Here is a 15489-nt window from a genome sequence, read left to right as displayed (position 1 = left end):
TTAGTTCGCAAAACGAGTGACTAATGATCTAAATTAGTAAAGTTTAAAATCTAGTTTTATAATATTTTGAATGGCTAAAAATTTTTACTTATCAGATTTATACTCATAATTGTAATAACCATAATAGCCATACGCATTACTGGCTTTTTTAACCACTCCGTTAAATACAACGCCTTTTACATCGATACCATTTTGCTCGAAACGATTCCGTGTCAATTCTATTTCACGTAAATGGTTTTGACCAAAACGCGTGACAAGTAAAGTAGTACCGGTATGAGCACTGACTATTGCTGGATCGGTTACCGCTAATATTGGCGGGGTATCAATAATGATGATGTCATAAGCAGGGCTAATTTCTGCGACCAGCTTACTAAAGTTGCTATGCATTAGTAATTCAGAAGGATTTGGCGGTATTTGGCCACGAGTGATGACACTTAACCCATTAACTTTAGTTGCTTTGGTTATTTGTTCTAGAGTTAAACGACCCGATAGGTAATCACTTAAGCCATCATCCCATTTTAGGCCAAACTGAGTTTGTAAATAGCCTTTGCGCATGTCGGCATCGATAATCAGTACTCTTTTGCCACTCTGGGCCAGTACTGCGGCTAAGTTTACCGAAATAAATGATTTACCCACTCCAGGACTTGGACCTGAAATGGCGATAATATTGTTTTTAGCTTCCATCATCGCAAAATGTAAACTAGTGCGCAGGCTACGTAATGCCTCGATAGATAAATCGGCAGGATTGTCTAACGCTAAAATTGAGGTTGCTTTGGCTATGGCTTTGGCCTTGCTTGATTTAGTAAAGCTCATAAGCTTATTTTGGTATTCTGAATACGGCACACTGGCATATACCGGTAAGCCGATAGCTTCAATCTCGCTAGGATCTTCTACGCCTCGATGCATCGCTTTTTGTAATAATACAATGGCTACCGCTAGCATGCCTCCTAACATCGTTGCCATCACTACGATTAAGGCTTTTTTAGGCTTTACTGGTTTTGAAGTATTCACTTCAGCAGTGTCGATAATACGTACATTACCTACGGTACCTGCACGCACAATATCCAGCTCCTGAGTTTTGCCCAGTAGCATGGTATAAATCTCGTTACTGACTTCAACATCGCGCTTTAAACGTAATAACTCTTGTTGAGTTTCAGGTAAATTCCCTACCTCACCGACTAACTGTTTTTTCTGATCATTTACGGCGCTAATTTGCTCAATTATGCCCTGGTAGGTTGGATGATCTTTTTTGAACTTTCGGCCAAGCTCTAAACGTTTTAGCTGTAACTCTTGTAATTTAGTTTCTAGCTTAACAACTTGTTCAAGTACGCCTTGGGTTTCTAGAGTGATGTTAATAGACTGACGCTTAATTTGATAATCGTTAAAACGTTGCTCGGCAAACTCTAGTTGCTTTTTGATTTCAGGTAATTGTACTTCTAAAAACTCTAATGATTTTTGCGCTTCAGCAGAATTACGTTCAACATTGCGACGGACATAAATCGCCGCGACTTTATCGAGTACTTTTTCGGCATAAATCGGATTATCACTTTGTAAACTTAAGTTAATAATACCTGAATCTTTGCCTTTTTCACTTGCACCTATTGCCGCCTGTAAATCTAGAATAGTGTTTAATCTATCTTGACGTGTAATGGTAAACTCAGTGCCTGGCCTTGCATGTAAAGTGCGCACTGTTAAGCTAAATTTAGCATTGCTTAACTCTTGACCTACTTTTCCTTTAAGAATTTGTTCGCCATCATCATTTAATAACGCTACAGCGTTGTTGTCTAAGGTGACTAAAGTGAACTCTATGCCGATAGCCGATTTTGGTACATTAAACCGAAACACGTCGATAGTTTCGCCGCCCCAGGCATAACTGCTGGCACCAAAACTTGGTTTGGCTAGGTCACCGCCATTCATTGGAGCAAATTTACGAAATGAGCGAGAACCAATAAATGGAAATAGATTTGGCTCAGCAATAACATCAAGCTTTAATGTATCGACTGCTTCACCAATTACCGAACGTGATTTTAATAATTCAATTTCGGTCACTGCTGTTGAAGTACTTTCGAACATCCCCGCCATGTCATCTAAACCGGGCACAGATGAACCGCTGTCTTCGACTTGGATCATCGCAGTGGCCTGGTAAACCGGTGTTGATAACACCGCATACACAACGCCCACGACCATGAATAACGCCGTTAAACCGATAATGAAATATTTACGGTCTAGCAAGGCACCAAACAATACCATTAAATCGATTTCTTGTGCTTGTTGAGCAAGGTTATCAGTTTTTTTTGTTGTAGGCTGAGCACTCATTGCGTTGCCATTCCTTATAGATATTTTTGCCAAGCGCTACACGCGCTATCGATTAATGCGTACACATGCTCAAAGGCTTCTTGGCTTTGGCGATACGGATCGGGAATTTCTGCATTATTAATCCATTTCCCTAATAAAAACGTTTTGCCACGCGCCTCTGGGTAGCGGCTGTGAACATCGTTTAAATGGCGTTGTTCCATAACTAGAATGACACTATTTGCGGCAATTAATTGCGACGATAATTGCTGCCCCTGGTGGGTGTCCATTACCACACCATGAGTTAAGGCAATTTTTTGCGCCATGGCATCAGCTGATTTAGCGACTAATGCGGTTAATCCTGCTGATGATACCGTGATATTTTTATCGGTAAGCTTGCTTTTTAACACATACTCAGCTGTTGGGCTACGGCAAATATTGCCTGCACAAACCATTAATACTGAATCAAACATGGCGTAAAATCCTTAACGGAATAGACATTAACTGATTAATTTGAAATACCATCGATATTGTCTAATGTCGCGACCGAAGGCAGTAATAAGCTGATTACGCGGTTCCAACGGGCCAATGGTGCAGAGGTTACATACACTATATCGTGCGGTTGTAACTCAAATTGCTCAGCCAGTACCAACGAGGCGATATTCTTTGCATGTAGTTGATATACATCGGCTAAAATACCGGTTTGTTGATAGTCACGTTTACGCAGTACAAATATGCCATTCGCATCGGCAGTATTTTCATTTAGTCCGCCAGAATCACTTAACGCCTCAGCCAGGTTTAAGCCATAACGATTAAGCATGACTGTGCCTGCTTTTTTGACATCGCCTAATACAAACACTTTTTGCGCATCGTTACGGTTTACATGCACGATGTCGCCGTCTTGCAGTAAACGGTTTTGTGATATATCACCCTGGGCATAAAACTTGTCTAACTCTATAATCTCAGTGGTTTCACCTCGAGTAAATGTAACCGTGCGCCAGTCGGCAGATTCGGATAAACCACCCGCCTGATTTAATGCATCAATAAGCGTTAACGGAATTTCTGTAATAGGAAACACACCTGGCTTGGTAACTTCACCAGTGATATAGGTTTTTTGGCTTCGAAAACCAACCACTTTAATATCGACTTGAGGGTCTGCTATGACTTTGCCTAAACGTTCAACCAATTCTTTATGCAGTTGTCTGACCGTTTTACCTACCGCAGGAATATTGGGTGCATAAGCATACGTTACCGTGCCATCTTCTTGTACCCTAAAACCATCAAACTCAGCCGTACGTTGAACCGCGGCAGGAATGGTTAACTCTGGGTGGTCCCATACACCGATGGTTAACACGTCACCAACGCCTAACTTGTATTGATAATTGCTGGTATCGATACCAGCATAACTCGACATCGGTTTAGCACTTTTTCGAAGTTGTTTTTGCTGTGCTATTAATGATGCATCAATAATTTGAATATTGACCTTGTCTAAGTCTTGCTCGAGGCTTCTTGTTTGATCACCAGAATCAATCCCCTCAAAATGACTGCCGGGAACAATGGCGCAACCCGACACAGATACAAGCAAAAATGATGTAATAAGTGTTTTGTAACTAAACGTCATTATATGATCCCAATTTATGTAATTTTTTGTAGTAATGAATTAAGGGCAAAAGCTAAAAAACAAAAGCTTAGAAAGCAAAAGCTTAGAAAGCAAAAGCCTAGTTGCTAGATTCTAGGGCGCTACGCTTCTATAAAATCTTTACAGCGAAGCAGTCCTTAGCAGGACGAAGTCCGATCTAGAAGCGAAGCGCACTATCCGCGAAGCGGCGTAGAAACAAAAGCCTAGAGTCTAGATTGCTATCGCACGTCATCGCTCTATACCGCCTGCCACCGCTCTAACTGCTAGATTATAGGGCGCTGCGCTGCTATACAATCTTTACAGCGAAGCTGTTCCTAGCAGGACGAAGTCCACCCTAGAAGCGAAGCGCACTAGCCGCGTAGCTTCCTAGAGTCTAGATTGCTATCGCACGTCATCGCACGTCATCGCTCTCTATCGCTTGGCACCAAGCTCAACTGCTGGAGCGAAGCGCACTATCCGCGTAGCGGCCTAGGCTCTTGTTCATCGGTCTAGAGTCTAGTTCATTTATTATCGTTTTTATAATTTTAGGATTAGCTGACTCGTTAAGGAACAAAGGCGTTGCCATGTTTCTTATGAGAATTGAGTGAACATAATCCATTATTTATTCGAGGAGATTAGTCGACAAGCCAAAAAGGCTCATTCGCTATTTATTGTTCGATATCGCCTGATACCGTTTGTTATCTATTACTAGCGCTTCGTACCAAAAAACGTTAAAGCTAGATCGCTATCGCACGTCATCGCTTTATACCGCCTGACACCGCTCTAACAGCTAGAGCGCTGCGCTGCTATAAAATCTTAACTGCGAAGCAGTCCTTAGCAGGACGAAGTCCGATCTAGAAGCGTAGCGGTCTAGAACTTAGCTCCTAGCCGCTAGATTGCTATCGCACGTCATCGCTCTAACTGCTAGAGCGCTGCGCTGCTATAAAATCTTAACTGCAAAGCAGTCCTTAGCAGGACGAAGTCCGATCTAGAAGCGAAGCGCACTAGCCGTAGCGGCCTAGGCTCTATGACGCTGCGCTGCTATAAAATCTTAACTGCGAAGCAGTCCTTAGCAGGACGAAGTCCGATCTAGAAGCAAAGCGCACTATCCGCGTAGCGGCCTAGGCACTATGACTCTAGGGCGCTTCTATAAAATCTTAACTGCAAAGCAGTCCCTAGCAGGACGGAGTCCGATCTAGAAGCGAAGCGCACTAGCCGCGTAGCGGCCTAGAGCCTATTAGAGCCTATTAGAGCCTAGAGTGATTTTCAGACACGCTACCGCCCATAGGTTACGGCTCCAGCATGCCTAAAATTTCAACGAAACTTCCATTTTTTAAGCATTTACGACTAAATTACGTCGAATATGCATTTTGAGCGCTGATTATACTTAAAATTTCTGTAATTTACAGACGGAAATGACAATCTTGTGATTATTTTTGCCATTATATTGCGGTTACGTGACAGAAACACTACAGCCAAAAAAACTAATATACAGTATTAAATCCCAATTAATCATCATGATAAGCCTACAATAACGGTTACAATTAGATATTTGACTTGCTGTATTTATTTTTAATCATAAAAAAAGGATATTGCTGATGCAATATCCTTTTTTTGAAGCAAAAATACACATTTATTGGCGTTTTTAATTAATCTGTCTGTAGTTAACTTTTTATTTTATCAGTGTAATTGCATATTTTAACCGAAACCGACTGATACACCTTTTTCTACTTTAGCAATTTCAGTTTTCTTATACCATGAATAAGAAGAATGATGTCCTGCTTATAAGGTTGACGGCTAAACACTGAATCTAACTTGTCCTCACGTAATGCATACTCAACAAATGCATACATGCGAGGGGAGCTTAGCTTGTCTCCATAATAGTGCTGCTGACCCATTATATTAAAGACTACTTCGCCATCTTGCGAAATCAACATACTAATGGCTTCGGTTAACTGAATTTAATCCTCGATTCCGTTGGTGTTTTAGCTGATCAAGCATAGGTTTGCTCAAATAACGCCTAACAACAGCAAGATTCGATGATATTTAACCTATGGCTGGTTTTCAGGCATCGATTAAAGACAACATACGAATACCTAATAAGTAATCGTAAAAACAAGATTCATTTAACATCTTTAGACGAAATCATTTAAAAATATTAGCAAATAAAGAGTATAGCGATAGACAATTTAGTCGCTACGTTTTAGCCAAGTAATGATCTGCCAAACATGGGCAAGGGCCCAATTGTAAATAATAAATAAAGCGATAAACGAGCTGAACATGATCCATTCAGGAACCAGATAAAACTCCCCTGCTAAACCACATAGAGAAAGTAACAATGACAACAAAGTAATTCTGATGAGGGTTTGTTTACGATTGTAACCTGCTCGCTCAAAAATATGATGTAGATGATCACGATCTGGATTAAAAGGTGATAAGCCTTTTTTAAACCTTCTAAACATAATCGCGGCCATATCCATTAACGGAATAGCAATCAAATACAAAGCCGTTACTGGAGAGAATACAGGCTCATTAATGCTAACCCCATGATGTACATTATAAGGTTGAGTACCTAGTACTAATAACCACACTACAGTTAACCCAATTAACATACTGCCCGCATCACCCATAAATATTTTCTGTACGGATATAAAAGGCCAACGAAGGTTAAAAAATAGATAAGCAAGGATAGCGGCATCAAACAGTAATGGCAGCAAAAACCACTCATTACCAGCACGGTAAAATAATACAGACAATGATGTAAAAGTGACTAAACTAAGCATTCCTGCTAAACCATCGATACCATCAACCATGTTAAATGCGTTAATTGAGCCAATAACAGCGATTATGGTGAGTAAAATGCCAACGTAACCCAGTTTAAACTCAAAAAAGTAAAAAATATCGCCTAGTGTTGTGAGATAAAAACCTGCACCAAAAACCAAAATAGATGCTGTTATAACTTGAGCAACAAGACGTAAACGAACTGACAAATCATAGCGATCGTCTAACACGCCTATAAAAAGAATCATTGAAGAGGAAATTAGATATAAATTAAGAGTTTGGCTAGCTTGAATAAATAAACTGGAAGCGAAGAAAATACTACAAAAAATGGCTATACCACCAATAAGAGGTATAGCACCATCATGACACTTACGCTCGTTAGGTAAATCTAACAAGCCAACCTTAGCAGCAATGGGCTTAAAAACTAAAATAGCCCCAAAACTCAACACAAAAGCTGTTATAAACGGAACAAAATAATCCATCACCTCATCCTTAAGCATATACAAAACTCAAAATACAACACGAAACTTTACCACTTATCGATCCAGACCACTTACCTGATCCAGAAAATAATACACCTTATACTTCACATATGTAATCCGATTGGTGATAAATATTAATTAATCGCGTGATGGCAAGGTAAACAGAAAATGTTTGCGCAAAAAAGACGTGATGCGCCAAATATTTGAAATCACGGTGAAATAAATGACAAAAACAAGTAGGAAAGAAATAAACATAATAAATTCAGGTGCTTGATATAAATCTGACAGAATACCAACTATAGCCATAATTGCGGAAAATGAACAGATTACCAAGAGAGACATTGTTGAAGTCATTCCAATACGCTGGCAAATATGATGCAAATGCTCTCTATCAGGTTTAAAAGGTGATTGACCTTTTTTTATTCTTCTCGACATTGTACAAACCATGTCCATAAGAGGCAAAGCAATAAACCACAATGCGGTTACAGGTCGAATAACCAAAGAATTATCTGGTTGGCTTGCTTCAATCAACAACCAAATAACAGTAAACCCAATGAACATGCTGCCAGCATCACCCATAAATACTTTGAAACGACGACCAAACGGAAAGCCTAAGTTAAGCATGATATAGGGCAGCATAGCGCCAACGAACAACATGCAGTAAAGCGCTAAATAGTCGTTTCCAGCGAGATAAAACATTAAACCAAGCGCGGAGAATGTCACTGAAGCAAGCCCACCTAATAATCCATCAATACCATCAACCATATTAAATGCATTGATTGCCCCTATTACGGCAAAAATGGTTACTATATAACTCAAGTAAGTTGGGATGACTAAGGCTGTATCGCTGATCATAGCGCCAAGGTAATGCAAACTTTTGTAACCAATCAAAATCATAGCAAGTGAAATACAAGCTTGGACCACTAAGCGCGATTTAAAACTTAAATCGTATTTGTCATCTAGGGCACCCAATACAATTAGCACTGTCGAACATACAACGTAAAGAAGTAAAGCGTTGGTAATAGGAAAAAGAGCAAACAAGGCGATCATTAACGTGCAGTAAATTGAAATACCGCCAATAAGAGGGATCTGACCTACGTGCAACTTACGCTCGTTAGGCTTATCAACTAAGCCAAAACGTTTGGCTAACTTTCTGAAGATGAACAAACTGGTGAAAGAAGCACAGAATACAAATAATAAAGACAAACTCATGGACATAAATGACTCAGTGTTAGATAAAATTTGGTTGAGCTCGCCTAAAAATTACGTAAATTATTTACGCGAAATAATAAATACGTTTTCGACTCAAAAACGTACAAAATAAACTTTAGACAGGTGGTAACAAAGCCTATAGTAATCAGTTTTAAATCGTCATGTAATACAGGATCACACAAAAACATGACATACCATAACTGTTTTAGGTGAAAACAATCCGGAGTGTCTTTAAACTGAATATCCACGCTATAATATGATTAATTAGATAATATAAAAATACTCAAAAAACTTATCATTTAGTAGAAAAATCATACTCAAAACAGTCTTTAATTAAAAAATAATGAAGATAAATATTTCCATCTTCATTATTGAACTTGATATACTAGAAATTATAAATATGTCTCTTCGTACATCTGATTAATATTTTTCCATGTGTAACGACTTTCAGCGATCTGCTTCATATTAACTGCAATAGCTGATAACTCATCAGTAGTCACCTCTGTAAGCATGCTATTCAAATTATGTGATGAGGAAAAATATACCGCCCGGTCTTCGGTACTGTACCTATTAAATTTACAGTCAAAAGCAAAAATTGGTTTTTGGAAGTGCATAGCTTCGACTAAAGAGGGATTGGTGCCTCCGGCAGAGTGTCCATGAATGTAGCCCTTACATTCACTTCTTAGTATAAACAACTGTTTAATATCGTATATCGGATCAATAATATCAATGTTTGGTTTGTCTGAGAATTCTTTTTTGAGCTCTCTACCGAATTCACTAGAATTCCAATTCCCAACAAATTTTAACTTTTTATCACTATTTACAAACGCTTCTAAGATCATTTGAACATTGTTCTCAGGCTCTATTCGACATAATGATAAGTAGTAATCTTGTTCTTGGCCAACGTCGATACCTTCAATCATTGCATGATCACCTCCATAGGAAATAACAACATTGTCCGTTGAATATTCAACGTCGACATAATCGCCAATGGCTTTGTTATCAGTAATAATCACGTCAGAATATTTAACTGCTATTGATTCTGAAAACTTTAAGAATCTCTTAGCCCATTTGTTCCATTTATCACGTTTCCATTCTAAACCATCTATATTAGTGACGATTTTAGCTTTAGAGAAAAACTTAAAAATAGGTAAAAAAAGGCATCCAGAAACACCTAATATTAGTACTGTATCAGGCCGTAAAAACCAACATCTAATTAATGATAAAATATCATACGGTATACTTTGAATACCATTCGCATTTAATGGCAAATAAACTAATTTAGCATCGTTATAAGTATCTACTTTATCGACGTAAGACTTACCTGAGCAAAAAATAGTATAATCAATCTCATTTGACTTATACAATGTTAAATTTTCGACTAGCGATTCAAACCCACCATAACAAGCAGGTATACCAACAGTACCAACGACTGCAACCTTAATCATTAAAGTAATTCCTGATCTTTCATTCTGGTAGCAGACTTGTCTTTTTCTGAAAGAATCGGCTGATGAACTAAAGGCCAAATAATGCCGATATCCGGATCATTCCAAATAATAGAATGCTCAGACTTTGGGTTATAATAATCAGTACATTTATAAACAAACTCAGCACTTTCACTCGTTACGTAAAAACCATGAGCAAATCCTTCAGGCACCCAAAGTTGACGTTTGTTATCAGCTGAGAGTAGCACTCCTACCCATTGGCCTAAAGTTGGTGAGTTTTTCCGAACATCAACGGCAACATCAAAAACCTCTCCAGAAACGACACGAACTAACTTACCTTGGGTATTTTGGGTTTGATAGTGCAGTCCACGCAAAATACCATGCATAGATTTTGAATGATTATCTTGAACAAACTGAATAGGGCCGGTGCCAATAAGTTCTTCAAATTTGCCTTGTTGCCAAGTTTCCATAAAAAAACCTCTGTCGTCACCAAAAACATCAGGCTCAATTATTTTAACTTCAGGTATTGCTGTAGCTATGATCTTCATAGTTATTACTCTTATTTTTTATTATAATTTAAAATATATATTTATTTTATTAGTCCAACTTTATTTTCAAGCTAATTTTCATTGTAATAAATACTAAAACTACAAATAGAAGTTACGCAAAAATCTTTAAAAATAAAACAAAATCAAACTAAATCAAACTAAATAAAACTTTTCAAAATATGCTATCAAAGCCGTTTTATACTCTTCAGCAGTAAACTTTTTTGACATGGATAAAGCTTCGTTAGAATAGCGATTCCAAACATCAAAAGAACTATTTAAATATAAAACAAACTCAACAATTTTTTCTGTATTCCTAGCATCAACGAGTAAGCCATTTTCATTATTAACGAATTCAACAGGACCTCCTACAGTTGGAGCTACTACTGGGCAACCAAATGCCATACCTTCTAAAAGCGATAAACCAAAAGTCTCAGTCCACGCTTCAGGTAAAGATAAATTTAATACTAAGAAACTCTCCTGAAATAACTGTTGAATATTAGACGGACGAACATGAATTATTAAATTTTTTGGTATAGTGTTGCCAGCAATAAATTCATCATATTCATAACCTTCGCAATTTATAGCTGCAACAACGTTAAATTTAGGTAGACTTAATGCAAGTGAAATTAATTGTGATATTCCTTTATATTTTTTTAACGAACCGGCAAAAAACAACTGTTTCCTTTCAAACTTTGAGCGAAAATCAAGATCATTGGAAGGAATAAAATCTGTTCGTAAACCGTTATAAATAACATCAGATCCAATTTTATCAAAACTTTCTTGATGTTGAAGATATTTTGAAACAAATATTACACTTGTAGCGCAATGTTGTATAAAGAATCGTAAGAAAGCTTTAAGTAAATCTGGTTTTATATGTGTTTCATGTACATAGTACACCACTTTGGTAGCAAATAATTTTGCTGCCACCCCAGCTCCAAATGGAAGCATAGTATTAATTATCACCGTTGACTTTCGGCTTTTTAGCCTATTACCGATCAACCAAAAAGATAACTGGAAGAATAAAAAAATCTGCGATATTAAAAAATAGAAAAGTTGAATATAACGATTATTATTTCGTGCATAAAAGCAATTAATCCGTCTCGCATTAACACCATCAAGAAAGCCTCTATGCTTACTTGTAAGTACATATGTATTATTCGGTGTGCTAATACCACTGTTTATAGCATCCCTAAATACTCTAGGACTACCACTAAAGTCATTAAATAAATGAACGTAAAAAATATCTACACTTTTTTTCATTTTGATTTCTTTTAAATTTCTTTTAAAATTCTTGCTGGTACGCCACCAATTACGCTGCCTTCAGGAAAAGAGCCTTTAACAACTGAACCTGCTGCAACAATACATCTAGGACCAATTATAGCTCCGTCAAGTACGGTGACCTTGGCTCCTATCCAACAATTGGGACCGATTGAAATACCTTGATGAGTAACACCTTGATTACGGATTAAAATTTCTTTATCGTCGAAAATATGATTCTCAGGGTGAACACTAAAATAAGCTCCAATAATAGTATCGTCGCCAATTGAAACACCACCGGCTCCCCCTAGATGACAGAAGTCACCAATACCTACGTTCTTACCTATGGTAATATTATCTCCAATATAAGCCAAAGAACCGCTAACTTTAACGATACCGAAACGACCAATACTTGATCCATCACCCAAAAATAAACCATTGACACTTAAGGAATCAATGATACAAAAATCTGATATTGAAACACCCTTACCAATTTTTAATTTTTTAGTACCGTATACCTTAACATTTTGCCCAAGAAAAACTATTTTCCTTACCTTTATAAGGCCTCTCATCAACGAAAACAACTGAGACAAAGATAAATTAATTAAATACAAATCGTCGACGTTCTCATCAATTTCGAAAGTACGACCTTTAATTTTTAAAACCATAAATTCAATAAACTTTTTAACTATCATATTTATTTACCACAAATGATCAATTTATTACACTCAAAATATTATCAACCCGTTTTGACCATGAATTATTATCAATAAATTGGATCCGTTGTTCTTCTGTATATTTTTTACCTAAGTCATTTATGATAATATTTTTTAGTTCATCTTTAGTATTATAAAAATGAACAAATGGAGAAAATCGTTCAACCTCAACATATTGAACGCTTATAATATTATTTCCAAAATTAACGTATTCATATAATTTAACTGGGTCGACCCCCAGTACAAGATCATTTAAAGTAAAAGGCATTAATAAACAACTATACCCCTTCGAAATAGAAAAAAGTTCTGAATGATTAGCTACTCCACGATAATTTAATCTAGCAGCGGTAGGAATAATAACACCGGATTCAATAGGGCCATAAAGGTCTACAGTCAAATCTGGTATTTGCTCGAGAACATATAAAATAGATTCGAAGTCAAACCAATTTGAAATTGTACCAAAATAAGCCATATTTCTTACTTCAGCTGGAGGTATAACCTCTTCAGTAATTATCTTTCCACCAAATGCATTACGAGATAGCGATGCTTTAATATTATATTTATTAGCTATTTTTTCTTGTAACCATGAACTGGTACAGAATACATAGTCACTCGAGTTTATACATGCCTTATCGAACCTAGTAATATTATTGTACTGCCAACAATTTTTCTCATGAAATTCTGCATTATCATCCATACAATCATAAATTAATTTAAAACTTCGATTTTCTGGAATATAAGCGATTAAAGTAGGATGCGTTAACCAAACATAATCAGGTTTAAAAAGTAAAATCACGAACCTGAAATATAACTTCAATAAATGAGTAGAAACACGATTTAATAATTCACTTCGATTAGAAAAAGGAAGTTTAAAAAATGGAAACAAATTTTTATCAACGCGCTTACCATTTTTCTGTAAAAGTTTTCGAGAAAAAGAAAATTGATACATTTTTTTAACATTAATATTTTTATCTTCTAAACCTTCAGCGATAAATTGTGGGCGTTGTTTTATCCAATTCCAATCAATATGTGAAATATATAGTACTTTTTTATTAACAGCCATTATTGAAGCCTTACCTTATCAATTTTAAAAACACTAAAACAAGAGTACAAAAATATAATGTATATGTTTAGTGTGAAATCAAAAATATTTGAATAGTTCATTAGAAAAAAAAGGGATGATAATGACAGAAAACCAGTCAAGCCGATCAATTTATGCGTAGGGGTACCATATAAGTAAACTCTATAGAATGAAGCTATTAGAATAAGCAAAAATGAGAACAGAGGAATACTGTAGAAAAACCCTAAATCATTTACTATTGTTGCAAAAGACGATTCGTAAAAAAATTGATATGCCTTTAAATTACCAGTTGAACCAATACCATATCCTATTGGATTAGCAGTTATGTTATCGATAAAGCTTAGTAACATAGGTGTTCTAGCTTGTGATGAAAGATCGCCAATACCCAATAAATCACTTAAGGGAGCAATAGCAAAACTAAAAATAAAAAGGAATACAAAAACAGTAATTATTGATCTAAAACTGCTTATTTTTAAAAGTTTTAAAAGACTTAATAAAAGTACAACAAAGCATAATGAAAGAGCTGGGTTTCTAATTCTTGTAATGAAAAGAAAATATATGAATATTATAAAAAATAGAAAATACAATATTTTTGATTTTTTCTTCAACATACAACAAGCGATTAAATAACATATTGGTATTAACAAAACTTGTGATAACCCAGTTGAGCTACCAAAGAAACCATATGCTCTTACATCACCATCTTTAAGATGATTCCACGAACCAAACATCTCAAGATTTGAATATAGTTCGTAGAAATAAAATAAATTATAATCACCATTAAATAAAGTTTGTATCCACAATGAATATATAAAATGGATCAACAAGCAAACTACCATTACTGGCATTAAAGTTTTAAAGAACTGAGTATGAGGTTTACCTGGTAGCACATATAACAACGATAATAAGAATATCCAGAAGTACATATTCTGAATACTTAACATTACCATGGTTCCATTACCTTTTACAAAGTACCCTATATAAATTAAGATTCCTATGTATAAAATAACAAAGAATGTTTTTGTTCTTATCTCAAAACTGGCTTTCAAAATACCGGAGAGTAATAATATCAAAAAAGTACCGTATAAGAAGACAAGTTTGAATAGTGAGAATGAATAATATAGCTTATCGAGGCCATTTGTTTTCATTGAAACTACAAAATAATTTTCAAATAAAATATAGCAGAAAACTATTAATAAGATTGAACTTATAAGGTTATAAGATTTGCTTTTATCATTTATCATTAAAAACCTAATCAACTTTCTACAATTTATTATTCATTACAAGAAAATGAATTCTGCCAATTTAAAAAATCTCTCATTCTAACAAAAAGAATAAAACCCAACCCAATGATATACCCGAATAATAAACCTTGTATTCCTAGATAAAACCCAAATAAATAGCCTGAAAACATCGTAATTACAGAGCCGATGGACAATATTACAAAATCACGTTTTGTATTACATGAAATAATATATTGCATGCCAATGAATGCATTTACTGCATATAAAACAGTTATAATGCTAATTAGGATAGATATTGAAAATCCCATAAAATACTCATTGTAAAAAAAGTATATAATAGTATTTGAGAATGCAAAAAAACCTAAACATAGAAAAGCAGATATCATTATAAAAAGATTACATCTCGATTTTATAAAACCTGAGTATAACGTTTTATTATTAAATCTAATTAAAAACTCAGATTGCCATACTGCAGAAATTAAGCTTGATAGAACAATAACAAAAGAAGGAATTTTATAACTTAGATTAAACTGAGCTGTCGCTTTATCACCATATAAAAGCGAAACCATATATATAATACCACCGCTTAATAACCACCAACACATACTTGCTGGTATTAATGGCAATGAATAATCTAACATTTTTTTGAAAAAAGCATTAGGAATAGATAGGTTCTTATTTACAGAAAAAATAATCCATATAATATAAATACTAAAGCATTCTGATAACAGTAATGATTTAAGCCCTTTTTGTTCTAAAATAAAAATAAAAAAAAGTGAGAAGATTAAAAACAAAAAAACCTGAAAAAACAAT

Annotated in this window: 12 protein-coding genes; all 12 read right to left on the bottom strand. The window is 35.6% G+C overall.

Going from position 1 to position 15489, the window contains the following annotated elements:
• Positions 1 to 84 precede the first annotated feature (84 nt).
• Positions 85 to 2316 carry a polysaccharide biosynthesis tyrosine autokinase gene (locus tag H5181_RS18695; RefSeq protein ID WP_182751746.1) on the bottom strand — a complete coding sequence of 744 codons (2232 nt, stop codon included), beginning with the start codon at positions 2314 to 2316 and terminating at the stop codon, positions 85 to 87.
• 14 nt (positions 2317 to 2330) lie between these two features.
• Positions 2331 to 2765: a low molecular weight protein-tyrosine-phosphatase gene (locus H5181_RS18690; RefSeq protein WP_182751745.1), complete on the bottom strand. Its 435-nt coding sequence runs from the start codon at positions 2763 to 2765 to the stop codon at positions 2331 to 2333.
• A gap of 35 nt (positions 2766 to 2800) precedes the next feature.
• Positions 2801 to 3913: a polysaccharide export protein gene (locus H5181_RS18685; RefSeq protein WP_182751744.1), complete on the bottom strand. Its 1113-nt coding sequence runs from the start codon at positions 3911 to 3913 to the stop codon at positions 2801 to 2803.
• Between the two features lie 2186 nt (positions 3914 to 6099).
• Entirely contained in the window at positions 6100 to 7173 is a 1074-nt protein-coding gene (wecA, locus tag H5181_RS18680) for a UDP-N-acetylglucosamine--undecaprenyl-phosphate N-acetylglucosaminephosphotransferase (RefSeq protein ID WP_182751743.1), read from the bottom strand.
• A 138-nt stretch (positions 7174 to 7311) separates the two neighbouring features.
• Complete coding sequence (gene wecA / locus H5181_RS18675) at positions 7312 to 8391, bottom strand: UDP-N-acetylglucosamine--undecaprenyl-phosphate N-acetylglucosaminephosphotransferase (protein ID WP_182751742.1); 1080 nt, start codon at positions 8389 to 8391, stop codon at positions 7312 to 7314.
• Between the two features lie 386 nt (positions 8392 to 8777).
• A complete protein-coding gene (locus H5181_RS18670; protein ID WP_182751741.1) occupies positions 8778 to 9833 on the bottom strand; it encodes a DUF1972 domain-containing protein in 1056 nt (351 codons plus the stop codon).
• Positions 9833 to 10378, bottom strand: a complete 546-nt coding sequence (rfbC, locus tag H5181_RS18665) for a dTDP-4-dehydrorhamnose 3,5-epimerase (RefSeq protein ID WP_162023637.1) — start codon at positions 10376 to 10378, stop codon at positions 9833 to 9835. The genes H5181_RS18670 and rfbC overlap by 1 nt, the downstream gene beginning before the upstream one ends.
• Before the next feature lie 153 nt (positions 10379 to 10531).
• Positions 10532 to 11638 carry a glycosyltransferase family 4 protein gene (locus H5181_RS18660; RefSeq protein WP_182751740.1) on the bottom strand — a complete coding sequence of 369 codons (1107 nt, stop codon included), beginning with the start codon at positions 11636 to 11638 and terminating at the stop codon, positions 10532 to 10534.
• 11 nt (positions 11639 to 11649) lie between these two features.
• On the bottom strand, positions 11650 to 12330 hold the full coding sequence (locus H5181_RS18655; protein WP_182751739.1) for an acyltransferase: 681 nt from the start codon (positions 12328 to 12330) through the stop codon (positions 11650 to 11652).
• A 19-nt stretch (positions 12331 to 12349) separates the two neighbouring features.
• The gene (locus H5181_RS18650; RefSeq protein WP_182751738.1) at positions 12350 to 13414 is read right to left on the bottom strand and encodes a hypothetical protein; all 1065 of its coding nucleotides are present in this window, start codon (positions 13412 to 13414) and stop codon (positions 12350 to 12352) included.
• Entirely contained in the window at positions 13414 to 14505 is a 1092-nt protein-coding gene (locus H5181_RS18645; protein WP_220491835.1) for a hypothetical protein, read from the bottom strand. The genes H5181_RS18650 and H5181_RS18645 overlap by 1 nt, the downstream gene beginning before the upstream one ends.
• Before the next feature lie 200 nt (positions 14506 to 14705).
• On the bottom strand, positions 14706 to 15489 hold a 784-nt coding region (locus H5181_RS18640), incomplete at its 5' end, for a lipopolysaccharide biosynthesis protein (protein ID WP_182751736.1).

The organism is Shewanella sp. SG44-2 (genome assembly GCF_014164215.1).
Taxonomy (GTDB): domain Bacteria; phylum Pseudomonadota; class Gammaproteobacteria; order Enterobacterales; family Shewanellaceae; genus Shewanella; species Shewanella frigidimarina.
This window is presented reverse-complemented; position numbering and strand designations above follow the sequence as displayed.

Excerpts from the sequence above, each read along its gene's own strand:
- H5181_RS18695 (WP_182751746.1), bottom strand. The coding sequence starts at position 2,316 with ATGAGTGCTCAGCCTACAACAAAAAAAACTGATAACCTTGCTCAACAA.
- H5181_RS18690 (WP_182751745.1), bottom strand. The coding sequence starts at position 2,765 with ATGTTTGATTCAGTATTAATGGTTTGTGCAGGCAATATTTGCCGTAGC.
- H5181_RS18685 (WP_182751744.1), bottom strand. The coding sequence starts at position 3,913 with ATGACGTTTAGTTACAAAACACTTATTACATCATTTTTGCTTGTATCT.
- wecA (WP_182751743.1), bottom strand. The coding sequence starts at position 7,173 with ATGGATTATTTTGTTCCGTTTATAACAGCTTTTGTGTTGAGTTTTGGG.
- wecA (WP_182751742.1), bottom strand. The coding sequence starts at position 8,391 with ATGTCCATGAGTTTGTCTTTATTATTTGTATTCTGTGCTTCTTTCACC.
- H5181_RS18670 (WP_182751741.1), bottom strand. The coding sequence starts at position 9,833 with ATGATTAAGGTTGCAGTCGTTGGTACTGTTGGTATACCTGCTTGTTAT.
- rfbC (WP_162023637.1), bottom strand. The coding sequence starts at position 10,378 with ATGAAGATCATAGCTACAGCAATACCTGAAGTTAAAATAATTGAGCCT.
- H5181_RS18660 (WP_182751740.1), bottom strand. The coding sequence starts at position 11,638 with ATGAAAAAAAGTGTAGATATTTTTTACGTTCATTTATTTAATGACTTT.
- H5181_RS18655 (WP_182751739.1), bottom strand. The coding sequence starts at position 12,330 with ATGATAGTTAAAAAGTTTATTGAATTTATGGTTTTAAAAATTAAAGGT.
- H5181_RS18650 (WP_182751738.1), bottom strand. The coding sequence starts at position 13,414 with ATGGCTGTTAATAAAAAAGTACTATATATTTCACATATTGATTGGAAT.